The sequence below is a fragment of the Bailinhaonella thermotolerans genome (assembly GCF_003594875.1).
In the GTDB taxonomy this organism is placed as follows: domain Bacteria; phylum Actinomycetota; class Actinomycetes; order Streptosporangiales; family Streptosporangiaceae; genus Bailinhaonella; species Bailinhaonella thermotolerans.
On sequence record NZ_QZEY01000019.1, the window covers coordinates 76,458 to 89,035 of the forward strand.

The following is a 12,578-nucleotide window of genomic DNA, read 5'->3' on the forward strand; positions in this document are numbered from 1 at the left end:
AAGGGCATAGGGAAGATCGTGCTCACGAAGTCGACATGGCTGTTGAGCTGGGCATGGAGAGCGGGGCCGTGCTGGTTCTGTCCTGGGCAATGGACGGCTTCAACGAAGGCATGGCGATTGAATTCAGGAGTCCCGGAGAAGCGGGCGCCAGTCTGCCTGGGGATCCAATCGACGTGAGTGACCACGTCGATTGGGGGAGGTTCTTGGGTGCGCCGATCGTGAGTATCGGAATCGCCTGGCATATCCCTAACGAGGGATGCCCAGAGATGCCTTGGGCGTACAACTTTGGGTTCCCTGATGGGTCGAACCTAGTCATTGCACTAGGTGAGGCTGAGGGTGCGGGATTCACGTATATGCCCGATGCTCTGCTCGTGATCTTCGATAAGAGTCTTGCGGCCGCCTACAAGATCCCGGCGAGCGCCACTTCTTCGTGCGGGTAGATTGCATCGGGGCGCATGGTTTGATGCGCCCGGGTTCAAGTTTCGACTCTTCTAATTCCTGGGCGATGTAATTCCCGGGGAAAAAAGGCAGAGAAAGGGGCCCCACCGGAGTGATCTCCGGTGGGGCCCCTTTCTGCCGTTTGACGGCAACGGTGACGGCAACGTCAGCGGACGACGCCTGCGGTGGGCGGGTCGTCCGGGGCGCCGGTCGGGCCGAGGATGCTGCCGAGGGTGTCGATGGCCTGACGCTGGAGGCGGAGTCGTACGTGGGCGTAGACGCCGGCGGTGACGCCGATGTGGGCGTGGCCGAGTAGTTCCTTGATGACGACGAGATCGACGCCCTGTTCCAGGAGCAGGGTGGCGGTCGAGTGCCGGAGATCGTGGAATCGGATCGTCCGAGTTCTGCGCGGTGGAGGAGGCGCCGAAAGCGGCGCGGTCCGGCTGCCTTGCGCTCTTCCTCCTGCCGTTCCTGGTGGATCTTGAGGGAGTTGATGCATTCGGTGGGGAGGACGATGCGGCGCTTGGATGCCAGGGTCTTGGTGTTCAGGACTGTCAGACCCTGGCTGCGGGTGCGTTGGGGGGAACGGTGGATGGTGGCGGTGCCGCCGTCGAGGTCGAGGTCTTCCCTACCACCGCACCACCCGCGCCACCCTCCGGGCCGAACCCGGCGCCTGGCAGTAAACGCCCCCACCATGGGCACCGTTGACGGCAGTAGCGACGGCAACAACCACGGATCTCCCCACACAACCACAGACGCCAGCGGAAGGCATAACCCGCTCTGACCAGCGAAGAAGCAGGTAGAGGGGTACCGCGTAGCACACGTACTATGTGCTGGCGGGCAGACTTCGGCCCTGGTTCACAACAGCGATAGCGACTGTGGAATTGGTGGGGAGCTGATTGGCGACGAAAGGTCCGATCACATCCTTGCTGCTCACAGGTGTCCAGGGGCTGCGGATAAGGATGCTTTCCCAAAGAAGTGGCTTGCTGACCAGATTCTGGATGCTGTTGCTGACGCGGTGACGAGTCCAAATCGTCAAGAAACCCGGTACAAGAGGTGTGCTGCGCATGCCGAGAACCCTGAAGACCAGGAGAAGCGAGCCTGCGGTTCAGAATGTGGCCGGGACCGCGGGAGGGGTGAGAATTCTGGTGCGGTACGCACCTCTCATTGGAGAGGCGCTCATCGGGTTCCCGAATTGAGGAGATAGTTCAACAGTTCTGGGCGCGGAATCTTTGATGATTGGAGGATCATGGAGAGAGACGCGAGACTGATGGAGATGTTGCATCGTCTGGATGATCCCGAGTGGCCAGAGGCGCCGGCCGACTATAGTGCAGCCGATACTGCAGCTTTATTCAGCCGTCTGGCCGTACAGGTCGGTTCTCGCTTCTCAACACCTTGTGAGATCGATCGAGACATCCAGGACTCCGCTCAGTACGGGCAAATCGAAGTGCCGGGGGAAGCCACAGTTTGCGGGACGAGGATCGTTGTCCTGGTGAGCAAGTTCAAGCCATTGGCCATGGTGGCGGCCGATAACCCTGGCGCCTTCTTGGGTACGAATGAAGCGCGCGATGAAGGCGCACTCGACGCGAGCGACCTTGAGAAGGTAGAGCAAGCTCTTGCGGGATCGGGGTACGTCACGATTCCGGAAGAACTCCTCGCAGATCGCTATGACGGCCCCACTCTCCTGCGTTTCCACGGTTCTGGGGAGCCGAGTTGGTGGGATCGGTTTTTCGGTTCTTTCTGACGGGATCCTAGGTATCAGGTCCCATAACGTTGACGCCTATGGTCGCAGGGGATTCGATATCCGATTCGGCCCGGCCGCGCCATAATAAGGGACCGTGCAGTGGCAAAGATCAGCCCCTCCGTGCGGGCCGCGGCCGCCATGCGTTGCGTCCATGGGCGTTCAGGCTCGGCGATGCCCTCCCACATGCGTGCCTGGGCTCGGGCGAACTCGGCGATGAAGCGGGGTGGAGCTGCCTGCCATGGGGACCTCCTGCACGGCCGCGCCGCCGACCTCGGGTCCAGTCAGCGCCGCAGCGCGCTGCGGCACACCGCCTGGCTCGCCCTGGCCCATGCCCGCGCCGGCGACCCGGACGCTTCGGCGGAGGCAGCCCGCGCCGCGCTGACCCGGCTCCCCCAGATCGCCTCCCGCGAGTGCCGGGACCTGCTGTGCGCCGTGGCGGCGGAGCTGGAAACCAACGCCCCTCGACCCGGCTCTGCAGCGCACGCGGTGCTCGCCGATCTACGGCGCACCCTGCGCTGACTCCGTCGACCGGGGCAACATTCTGGTGGAATGATGCACCAGGACTCGGCTCATCGAGCTCCGGATTCGAATCACCGTCACAGACGGTGCCTCCGAAGCCGCGCGAGGCGCCATCGCCCGAGACGCGGCGGCAGCACGGCGAACGCCCTGAACCAGGCCCTGGCCGCATTGCACACGGCTACGCTCCCAGCGTGACCACGATCGAGGGCAGCGACCTTCAGGACTTGCTCGCCGGCGCTGCCCGCGACGCCATCACCAGGCTCGTGGTCGATACCGGCGGTCGGGTGCTCATCGTGCGCCGTGCGGCCGATGACGTGTTCCTGGCCGGTGTTGAGGAACCGCCCTCCGGCGGCGTCGAGCCCGGCGAGATCCTGCTGAGCGCTACAGCGCGAGCTCACCGAAGAGATCGGCTGGGCCGGCCCGCTCGCTCTCGCCCCCCGTGGTTTCGTCACCTATTTCGACGCCATCGGCCAGCGGGCCACGCCCGATGACCGGCTGCCCCGGCCCCGCACCGCACGTGGTCTCGGGCGATCTGCAGCGCGCCCTCCATGACATCCAGCCCGCCCACGACCGCCGAGTGATCTCAAAGGGAGTCAACCCAGATGCCCCCGCCTGGCCACGAGGCCCCGCCTGGACTCGCCGAGGTGCTCGCGACCGCGTACGGCCTGCCCGGCGCCGCCGTATGTCGTCTGCCCGCCGGCACGGCGACGGCGAACTACCTCGGCACCGCCGGCGGCCGCCCCGTCTTCGTCAAGCACTATTCGCCCGGAACCGATTTGGACGCGGAACAGGCCGCCGTCGAACTCTCCGAGTACGTTGCCACTTGGCTCGTCCCCACGGCCCGCATCATCCCTACCCGGGCCGGCGCCCTCCTGCACCGCCAGGGGCCGTACGCGTGCTCGGTGTGGGAGCGCGTGGACGCCAGCCCACCCGGGCGCGCGGGGATGACCCGGGAGCAGATGGCGTCGACCGGTCGCATCGTGGGGCGGCTGCACCGCGTTCTCGCCGCCCATCCGGCCGCGCCGTCCGCGCTCGTCTCATCGGCCACGTTGTGCGATCCCGCCGACGCGCACCGGCGGTTCACCCGGCTCCTCGCCGCCCTGCCCTCGCCGCCGCTCCGGGACGCCTGGCAGGAGTGGGCCGCCGACGCCCTCACCCGCCGCCTGGCGCTCCTTCCCCGCATCGCCGCCCTCCTCGACGGCCTCGCCCCGCTGCGACGGCAGGTCGTCCACGGCGACCTCGCCGCCCCGAACGTACTCCTGCGCGGCACCGAGGTCGCCGCGCTCATCGACTTCCGCCCCCCGCGCGCCCGCCCCCTCGCCTGGGAGATCTCCCGCATCGCCTGCGACCCCGGCACCGTCCTCCACAGCGGGAACGGCCCGCTGGGCTCACCGGCTTCGCCACCGGCTACCTCAGCGAGAACCCCTGCGGACACCCGTCGCTCGCCGCCGCTGTCCGTGCCTGGGCCTGCTACACCGCGTGCTCGGCCTACCCCTTCGAGGACCTCATCGGCGGCCGCCCCGCCCTGCCCCAGGCTCTGCGCGAGTACGCACAGGACCGCGACCGGGCACTATCGATCGTCCTCGGCTCGCTGGCGGACATCGAGTACCGCCTCGGCGCTGCGCCGCCCCCACAGCAGCGAGATCGAGGTCCCGGCTGAACCGCATGATCTCCCGCCCCCGCGGCCGGCGGACAGGCCCGCTTCCCCGCCGCACCCAGGGGCGGGCGCCTACGGCGCCGGGCGCGGAGCGCGCAGGACCCGGGCGCGGCCCGCCAGGGCCACCTGCCGCCGCACGCGTCCAGGAGCCGATCCCGCCACAGCTCCCGGACCTCGATCGGGAGCGCTGTCTCCCCGCCCGTCTCCGGCAGGGTTCCCGGGGGATGAGCCCGAGCACGACGGTGCCGTCGTCGGCCACGCGCTGCCACAGCCGGGCCGGGCGAGCGAGTATCCCCGAGCGGGTTCCCGTCGTGACGGGCAAAGGCTCACGCCTCTGCCCCGCCGCGCCAGGACGGGGCGGAACGCCTGCGCGAGGCAGCGGAGGGGCTTCACCTGTGGGAATGTCAGATGGCGGCGGGTGGACCAGCCTTACCGACAGGGCGCGGATCTGCCCGATCAGCGCATCGACGAGCTGGCCGCGGGTGTCTCGCCGCGCGCGGTGCCGTCGCTCACTGTCGTCGGTGGCCAGCTCACCGCGTGGTTCGCTCCAGCCACGCGAGGGTCCCCTGCGCCAGCGCCTCCTGAGCGACACGCTTAGCGGATGCGGTGACCAGCCCGGCGAGGGACGTCTCGATCCACGGCTGCACGTTGCGGTGCCCCTGCTCCTCGTACTCGCGGGCCTGCAGCAGGCAGTCCAGCCGATCGGCGTCGCGCGCGCACCGCGCCTCCGGGGTCTCCCCCGCCTCGTACTCCGCCACCGCCCCGGTGATCATCTCGCGGACGGGCGCGGGCACCCGCCGTGCCTGGGCCGCGGTCACCGTCTCGGCGGGGACGGGCGTCACGTACCGCTTGGCGAGGTGCGGCAGGTCCGTGGTGCGGGTCTCCTGCGAGTCGTGCCAGACCGCCAGCAGCGCGGCCCGCTGCGGGTCGGCTCCCTCCATCGCGGCCAGGACGGCGGCGATGACACTGACCCGCCAGGAGTGGTCGGCGACGGACTCGGGTGTGGGGACGCCGGCGGTGTGCCAGCCGGTCCGGGGGAAGCGTTTGAGCAGCCCGAGCTCGTAGAGGAGTGCGGTCACGTCCGGTATCTGGTCGTCCAACATCGCGCCTTCCGTCAGCGGCGGGACATCACCATCCCGTGCCGCAGGACTTCGAATTCTCGCAGGGCCTGAATCCGGCACCCGTCCGTCGCCCACCGAAGAGCGCTCGCCGTCGCGGCAGGGGCTTCGGCGGGCCCTCCGAGGCGGCCGTCGTTCCCCGTGGGCTTGTCGGTCCGGGGCTGGGGCCGCTGCGGATGACACGCGGGCCTGCAGGGCATCCGGCCAGGTCGCAAGAGGGCGGGGCCCGGCGCTGGTGGCCGGGCCCCGCTGGGGTGGGTGAGTGGTGCCGCACGCTGGTGGCGCGGCCGAGTCAGCGGTAGCGGACGTTGCCGGCGGAGCTGCGGGCGTGAACGCACTCGCGCTGGTAGCGGCCGCTGATCTTGACGTTCCCCGCCGAGGTGACCGCGGTGAGTCGGGCGGGCTCGTCGGCGACGACGGCGATGTTGCCCGCGGAGGTGCTCAGCGACGCGTGTCCCGAGACGGCGTTGGCGCGGATGTTGCCGGCCGAGGAGACGGCCGTCAGGTGGCCGCTGCTGGACTCGATGGACACGTTGCCCGCGGAGGTCGTCATGTCCGCGTCACCGACCAGGTGCTCGGCCCAGATGTCGCCGGCGCTGGTCCGCATCCGCACGCCGGCCAGCCGGCCGACGCCGCGCACGTCGCCGGCCTCCGTGGACAGGTCCAGCGTGATCTCCGGCGGCACCGTCACGGTGATGGTGAGGTCGCCGGGGTTGTACGCCTGGACACCCTGGCCGCCCCCGACCTGGATGTTGCCGAAGACGGCGCCGGAGACGGAGATGGCGCCGTGGAAGCTCTGGCGGACGCTGCCGCCATTGGAGGAGATGACGACGCTGCCGGGGTGAGCCTGGGTGCGGACGTGCGGGACGCGCACGACCGCGTCCTTGCCGTCGCGGACCAGCTCGGCCCGCTCGGCGGCCTCGACGTACTCGCCGGTGGCGTCGACGTCCATGGTGATGCCCGTGGCCGCGGGGGACACGATGATCGTGAGGTTGCCCTGCGGCAGGTGGGCGAGCAGGTTCGTGACGCCGCGGTGGTCCAGGGTCAGGGTGCGGTGCATGGGTGCTCCCGATGAGGTGTTGATTGGTTCTGCCGGGGAGCACCGTGGGCGTGGCTCCGGCGCCGCCAATCCGGGACCCGTGAACCCCGGCCATGGCCTCGATCACATGCCGGGGGCCACCAGGGAGCGGGGCCGGGGGGCATGCGGGGTGCGCGGGCGGGTCAGGCCGCGGGGGTGGCGGTCAGGCGGTGGGGTTCCAGTTCGGCGGTCAGGCGGATGCCGCCCAGGGTCGTGGAGGCGTCGGTGTCGGCGTTGGCCCTGCCCCACTCGGCGGCCTGCCGCCGCAGGCCGGGGCGGGTGGTGAAGATCTCCACGGCCATCGCCTGGAACAGGGTGGTGCAGTAGCGGGTGCCCGGCCCCAGGTGGCACTCGGCGCTGACGCGGCGCACGTGGGTCTGGTCGTCGTACTCGATGTCGACGCCGACGTCGTACTTGGAACCGTCCCGGGCCGTGCAGTACAGGCGGCTCCGAGCGCCGCTGATGGCCTTGGTGTCGGTCCACGGCCGGCAGCCCCACCCGTTGGCGCCCTTGAGCCAGCGGTCGGCCAGGTGGGAGACGGTGACGCCGGGCAGGTGACGCTGGCCGCCGTGGGGAAAGGCCGCCGGGAGCGGGCCGGGCGCGGCGGGACCGCTCTTGCCCGTGCCCGCGAAGCCGGCGGCCGCCCCCGCCACTCCCCCGGCCAGCAGTCCGCCGGCGATCAGCAGTACGGCCAGCATCCCGGCGCGGCGGGCCGGCGGCCGGGGCGGGGCGGCGGGCCGCGGCCACGGGGGCGGGACGGGGCCGGCCGAGCCCGCCCGGAGCGGACGGCCCGCCCCGGGCGGGGACGACGGGTACGGGCCGGATCCGTGCGGCCGGTCCGGGGGCGATCCCCACGGTCCGGCGGGCGGCGGTTCGGGGTGGCTCATGCGCGGCTCCAGGGCGGGTCAGGTGGTGAACGGGTCGATGGACAAGGTGACGTGGCCGGCGCGGCGGCCGGAGTCGAGCGTGTAGCGGTAGCCGGAGATGCGGCCCGTGCGGCCCTTCTGGGCGGTGACGCCCACGAGAACCCACCGGTGCACCTCGGCGACGACGGCGCGGTCGCCCGCGAACGGCAGCTCGGCCAGCCAGGACAGGTAGGCCATCGCGGCAGGTGAGCCGTCGACGGGGCCGGGAGTCCGCACGGAGGCGAACACGCTGGACAGCCGCCCGCCGGGGACGCGCAGCGTCACCTCGAAGGCGGACTCGCCGATCTCCAGGGCGCACCGGACCGCCTCGGCTTCCTGCGGGACGCACTGGTGGCCCTTGCCCCGCAGTGCGGCCACGACGTCGGGGCCGCGCAGGCGGGGGACGCACAAGCCACCGCCCGGGCAGCGCTCCGGGCCGTATCCCCCGGCCGCGGAGGAGGCCGCCGCGTACGCGCCCGCCCCGGCCCCGGTGAACGCGATCGCCGCGGCGGCGCAGACCGCCGCCCATGCGCGCCGGCCCATCTCAGGCCCCCGCCCGGACATGGGCGGCCCAGCGCGCGAGGAACGCCTCGCCGTCCATGTCCATCACTCGCCGGCAGATGGCGTTGAAGATGGGCGCCTCCACCAGCGGCGTGCCGGTGGAGTCGCTGTAGCGGATGACCGCGGCGTACAGTTCCACGGCCGCCTCCTGGCCCTTGAGCCGCTCGGCGAAGGAGAAGACGGTGCTGCCCAGGGCGTAGTTGAAGGTGATGTCCGGGCCGTAGAAGGTCTTCGACAGCGGCGGCCTGCCGGTGAACGTCCCGGCGCGCACGCCGCGGGCGACGATGGCGCGCTGGACGTCGGCGCGGGCGGGGTCCTCCAGGTTCTCCACCCAGCGGGCGAACCCCTCCACCGCCCAGCGGGGCGTGTCCAGCCAGCCCACGCCGGGGATCACGGCGCTGGCCCGCGCCGTGACCGCGTGGGCCAGTTCGTGCCGCATCACGTGCCGGGGGTCGTCCTTCCATTTCTCGATGGCGGCCAGGTCGACGAGGATGCGCGAGCCGGCGTACTGCTCGCCGTACACCTCGCCGCCGCCGCGCACGCCGCGCAGCGGGATCTCCAGTCCCTCGAACCGGTCCACGTCGCCGACCTCGTACCAGGCGCGGAAGCGCTTCCGGTCCCGGGTGAAGAACAGCACGTGGCCGGGGAACCTGACGCGCGACCCCCACAGCGCCTCGATCTTGGCGGCCTCGCCGCGGGCGGCGTCGGCGTACCGCGCCAGGTCCGGCACGCTGGCGTCGCCCGCCAGCCACACGTTGCCGCTCTGGATGACGGTCAGCGGCGTGGAGTGCCAGGGGGCGTTGGCGAAGGCGCCGTCCACGGCCCCGGCGACCTCGGCGGCGTTGCCGCGGGTGATCGGCACGATGTCGGCGATCATGGGGCGGCCCCGGCCGCGGGCCAGCTTGTACTGGAAGGCCTCGCCGGGGGCGACCCCGCCGGGCCCGGCGTCGGCGGTGAGCCGCATGACCGCGATCACCGGCGCGACGTGCCAGAACCCGCCGTGCTCGACGGTGTTCGCCTTGGCGGTGATGTAGTGCAGGTCGCGGAACTGGAACTGGGTCACGTTGGCGAACAGCCGGCGTTCGCGGGCGATCAAGTCGGCGTTGGAGGTGTCCAGGTCGGCCAGGAAGGCCCGCTCGTCCTTGCTCTTGAGCGCCGCGGCGCGCCGGGCGAGCATCGCCTCCAGCTCCGGGACGCCTCCCGTCGCGGGCTCGTCCCGGGTGTCGAAGGCCGGCGGGGCGCTCTGGCACCCCGCCACGCCCAGCAGCCCCGCCAGACCTGCGGCGCCGGCGAGCATCGCGCGGCGGCGGGGCAGCCCTGCGCCGCCAGGCGGCCGGTGATCGGATGTGGGTCCCAACGGTCGTCCTTCCAAGGTCCGGGCCGGATGTCGCGGCCCTCGGTTGCTGGACCTTCCTGACCCGGTCCCGGGGCGCAACCGCCGCTACGCCCCGCCGTACGGCCGCCGTTTCGGCCTCAGCGCGCGCCTTGCCCGGTGCCGCCCGGGCCGGGAACGGCGGACGCCCCGCCGGGGAGGGCGGGGCGTCCTGCCGGGCGCGGCGGGGCGGCGGCGTCAGGGGGTGGTGCGGTAGTACCAGCGCTGCTGCCAGATCGACCGGGGCTCCTTGGTCTTGACCGGCGAGCCGTGCCGCAGGGCGCCGTCGGCCAGGGCCAGGCGGCGCTTGGTGTTCATCGGGATGAGCTTGTAGAACTTGCGGCCGTTGATCGTCTGCGGGATGGACGCCCAGCGCTGGCCGGCGGCCGACGCGTTGCACGTGGCCGTGCGGGCGTCGTAGCCGGAGCCCGAGGCCGACAGGCACTTCTTCGTGGACTCGTTGCGGAAGACGTAGACGCTGTAGAAGGCGCGCTTGCCGTTGAAGTTGAGCCACTCGGTGCCCACCTTGCGGAAACGCCACTTCTGGTGCGTGGCCTTGCTGTTGGTCTTCTGCGCCACGACGCGCGCGCCCGAGGCCTTGCCGGCCGGCGCCAGACCGTAGGAGCTGCCCTTCTGGCCCGGCCCGGCGCTCTTGATGTAGACCGGGGCCGACCAAGCCGACGAGGCCGACGAGGCCGACGAGGCCGACCGGGCCGACGAGGCCGACGCGCTGGCCGCCGGGGCCAGGGCCAGGGAGCCCGCCAGCGTGGCGGTCGCGGCGAGGCCCACGCCGAGCGCACGGTTGAACATGTGTCCTCCAAGGATCACGAGTGAACTGGTGTCGGATACACAGGTGGGAGCCGGAACCAGGGCCACAAGAGGCGCACGCCCACCAATTTCGTCACCGGCCCCACCGGCCCCACCGGCCCCACCGGCCCCACCGGGTCTGGGTGCCCGACCGCGCCGCCGCCCGGAGCCCGGAGGCCCGGCGAGGTGTCGCAGACGTTGCCGGAGGGCCGGGCGGATCGACCGTCGGGCAGCAAAGGCGGCCGCGACCGCGGCCGCCGCTCCCCGACGACAGGAGGAACATCGTGATCAGAAGGCTCGCCGCGGCCGGCGTCGTGAGCCTGGCCCTGCCCCTGGCCATCCTGGCCGCCGCCCCCGCCAACGCCGCCTCGAACTGGAGCTCCGACGGGAAGGCGGGCGCCCAGGCGTGGGGCACCGTCTCCTACAAGGGCGGCAGGATCTACATCAAGGGCACCCTCAAGGACGTCAAGGCCGACAAGCACTCGGCCCGCCTGCGGATCCGCTTCCAGGACAGCCCCGGCATCCCCCGCTACGAGCAGGTGAGCGTCGGCGGCTACGGAAAGAGCCGGTCCTTCGCCTACAACTCCGGCAAGGACTACGTCGCCGTGCAGGAGTGCGTCTACAACGGCTGGGGCGAGACCTGCGGCCGCTGGAAGTGGCTGTGAGCCTCCCGGCTCAGCTCGCATCCCCGCCCGCACACCCCGGCGCGCGCGGCTGAGGAAGCCGCCCCGCCGTACGGCCGATGGCGCCGTGCCCCCGCTCCCCCGGGGGTACGGCGCCATCGGCCGTCGCACCCGCGGCGGGAGGGCCGGCGGGGCTGGCGCGCGCGGCGGGGCGCCGACGGTGACGCCCCGGTAGAGCACGCATCAACCAGAGGAGCACCCATGGCCCACTCCCCCGTCATCGGGGACCTGCACGCCAGCCTGAACCAGCGGTGGCGGCCCGAGGACGTCACCGCCCTGGCGCTGCCGCGGCTGCGCGACCTGCTGAGCCCGCAGGCGTACCAGCGGTTCCAGGAACTCGCCGTGCCCGCCGGCGCGGCGGCCGGCCACAGCCTGATGCCCGCCGACTTCGAACGCCCCCAGCCCATCCCCCGGCTGCTGAACACCACCTTCGAGCTGTTCACCCGCTACGGGTTGCAGGCCGAGCCGCCGCCGCTGGACCGGGCGGCCGACGCCGACGCCATCGAGCGGTGGGCGCGCCACCTGTCCGGCCTGCCGGCCCAGACCTCGGCGGCCGGGCCGCGGCCGGCCCTGTCGCGCCGCCGCACCGCCCGGCTGCAGCGCTGCCTGCAGCGCATCGCCCGCCAGAACACGCGCATCCGGCGCATGCAGACGGTGCGCGACCTGGCGATGGCCGGGCGGACCTCGTTCGCGCCGCGGCTCGGCCTGGCCGACTTCGCCGCCGACGAGCTGACCGCCATCACGATCGCCTACGTGGCGGCGCGGCGAAACCTGCGCGCGGTCTTTACCAACGCCGGCCAGCAGGGCACCACCGACCAGGCCGCCGAGCTGCTGCTGGGCGAGCTGGCCGCGCGCCCGGGCACCCACTGGTGGGCGCTGGCCCACGTCCGGCCCGCCCCGTCCGTGCTGCGCCGGCTCACCGACGCCCAGCGCGGCCGGCTGCTCGGCTGGTCCACCGCCGGCATGCGCCAGGCCGCCACCCTGCTGCGGCGCGTGGCCGACGCCTCCGTGAGCGCCCACATCGAACTCGCGGAACGGCACGGCATCGAGCACTACGCGCCGCTGGGCCGCACCCGCGTCATCGTCCGCCGCGGGGACGACTCCACCACGTGGAACATCGCCGCCCGGGCGTTCAACACGATGCGGGACAACTACCTGGCCTGCGTGCAGGCCAGCGACCTGCACCCGCTGGCCGAGGTGTTCTGCCCGCCCAAGGCGATGCGGCTGATGGCCGCCGACGTCGCCCGCTGGCACAGCCTGGACGGCGGCGCCGAGCACCCCGACGTCCGCGTCGCCGGACTCCTGCCCGCCCCGTGGGAGGCGATGAGCGTCTCGCCGTGCGGGGCCGCCGACATCGCGCGGGCGTGCGAGCAGGCGGGGGTCGATCCGGCCGAGTCCGGCTGGGCGCGGCTGCGCGGCCCCCGCGAGACCGCGCCCACCCTGCCCACCGCCGAGCTCGTGCACGGCATCGCCGTCGCCGACCCGGCCCTGGCGCTGCTGCTGCGGCGGGCCGGGGCGTTCGCGGGCCCCTCCCACGGCCGGACCGGCACGAACGCCTTCGGCGCGGAGCTGGCCGCGCTGCTCGCCGCCGGCAACGGCGACTGAGACGGCGCCAGGGGCCGCCCCGCGGCCGGAGGAAAAACGTCACCCGCGGCTCTTGTCCCCCGGCGGCCGGCGCGCACTGTCCTCAGCGTCG

Annotated in this window: 14 protein-coding genes; 7 read left to right on the forward strand and 7 right to left on the reverse strand. The window is 72.3% G+C overall.

Features of this window, described 5'->3' with window-relative positions; translation table 11 throughout:
• Positions 1-35: 35 nt before the first annotated feature.
• A complete protein-coding gene (locus tag D5H75_RS33190) occupies positions 36-440 on the forward strand; it encodes a hypothetical protein (protein ID WP_119930539.1) in 405 nt (134 codons plus the stop codon).
• Positions 441-604: 164 nt separating this feature from the next.
• On the opposite strand, the gene D5H75_RS44690 is transcribed toward D5H75_RS33190, so the two are convergent.
• The gene (locus tag D5H75_RS44690; protein WP_202638739.1) at positions 605-937 is read right to left on the reverse strand and encodes a tyrosine-type recombinase/integrase; all 333 of its coding nucleotides are present in this window, start codon (positions 935-937) and stop codon (positions 605-607) included.
• A 777-nt stretch (positions 938-1,714) separates the two neighbouring features.
• Between D5H75_RS44690 and D5H75_RS33200 the strand changes: the two genes are divergently transcribed.
• From D5H75_RS33200 to D5H75_RS44695, 4 genes are all read left to right on the forward strand, one after another.
• On the forward strand, positions 1,715-2,182 hold the full coding sequence (locus D5H75_RS33200) for a hypothetical protein (RefSeq protein ID WP_202638740.1): 468 nt from the start codon (positions 1,715-1,717) through the stop codon (positions 2,180-2,182).
• Positions 2,183-2,365: 183 nt separating this feature from the next.
• Positions 2,366-2,701 carry a hypothetical protein gene (locus tag D5H75_RS33205; protein WP_147425361.1) on the forward strand — a complete coding sequence of 112 codons (336 nt, stop codon included), beginning with the start codon at positions 2,366-2,368 and terminating at the stop codon, positions 2,699-2,701.
• Between the two features lie 191 nt (positions 2,702-2,892).
• On the forward strand, positions 2,893-3,192 hold the full coding sequence (locus tag D5H75_RS41005; RefSeq protein ID WP_147425362.1) for an NUDIX domain-containing protein: 300 nt from the start codon (positions 2,893-2,895) through the stop codon (positions 3,190-3,192).
• Positions 3,193-3,303: 111 nt separating this feature from the next.
• The gene (locus D5H75_RS44695; protein ID WP_119930543.1) at positions 3,304-4,956 is read left to right on the forward strand and encodes a phosphotransferase; all 1,653 of its coding nucleotides are present in this window, start codon (positions 3,304-3,306) and stop codon (positions 4,954-4,956) included.
• Here D5H75_RS44695 and D5H75_RS33220 read toward each other — a convergent pair.
• The 6 genes from D5H75_RS33220 to D5H75_RS33245 all read right to left on the reverse strand — a co-directional run bounded on the left by D5H75_RS33220 (position 4,889) and on the right by D5H75_RS33245 (position 10,202).
• Positions 4,889-5,461, reverse strand: coding sequence for an HD domain-containing protein (locus D5H75_RS33220; protein ID WP_119930544.1), 573 nt, complete (start codon positions 5,459-5,461; stop codon positions 4,889-4,891). The two genes, D5H75_RS44695 and D5H75_RS33220, sit on opposite strands and share 68 nt — an antisense overlap.
• A 307-nt stretch (positions 5,462-5,768) precedes the next feature.
• Positions 5,769-6,536 carry a DUF4097 family beta strand repeat-containing protein gene (locus D5H75_RS33225; RefSeq protein WP_119930545.1) on the reverse strand — a complete coding sequence of 256 codons (768 nt, stop codon included), beginning with the start codon at positions 6,534-6,536 and terminating at the stop codon, positions 5,769-5,771.
• 161 nt (positions 6,537-6,697) lie between these two features.
• Positions 6,698-7,441 carry a hypothetical protein gene (locus D5H75_RS33230; RefSeq protein ID WP_119930546.1) on the reverse strand — a complete coding sequence of 248 codons (744 nt, stop codon included), beginning with the start codon at positions 7,439-7,441 and terminating at the stop codon, positions 6,698-6,700.
• Positions 7,442-7,459: 18 nt separating this feature from the next.
• Positions 7,460-8,002, reverse strand: coding sequence for a hypothetical protein (locus D5H75_RS33235; RefSeq protein ID WP_202638742.1), 543 nt, complete (start codon positions 8,000-8,002; stop codon positions 7,460-7,462).
• 1 nt (position 8,003) lies between these two features.
• Positions 8,004-9,377 (reverse strand): hypothetical protein, encoded by a 1,374-nt coding sequence (locus D5H75_RS33240; protein ID WP_147425363.1) that lies wholly within the window; start codon positions 9,375-9,377, stop codon positions 8,004-8,006.
• A 213-nt stretch (positions 9,378-9,590) separates the two neighbouring features.
• On the reverse strand, positions 9,591-10,202 hold the full coding sequence (locus tag D5H75_RS33245) for an RICIN domain-containing protein (RefSeq protein ID WP_119930549.1): 612 nt from the start codon (positions 10,200-10,202) through the stop codon (positions 9,591-9,593).
• A 281-nt stretch (positions 10,203-10,483) separates the two neighbouring features.
• Here D5H75_RS33245 and D5H75_RS33250 point away from each other — a divergent pair, with 281 nt between their 5' ends.
• Complete coding sequence (locus D5H75_RS33250; RefSeq protein WP_119930550.1) at positions 10,484-10,864, forward strand: hypothetical protein; 381 nt, start codon at positions 10,484-10,486, stop codon at positions 10,862-10,864.
• 219 nt (positions 10,865-11,083) lie between these two features.
• The gene (locus D5H75_RS33255) at positions 11,084-12,487 is read left to right on the forward strand and encodes a hypothetical protein (protein ID WP_119930551.1); all 1,404 of its coding nucleotides are present in this window, start codon (positions 11,084-11,086) and stop codon (positions 12,485-12,487) included.
• Positions 12,488-12,578 lie beyond the last annotated feature (91 nt).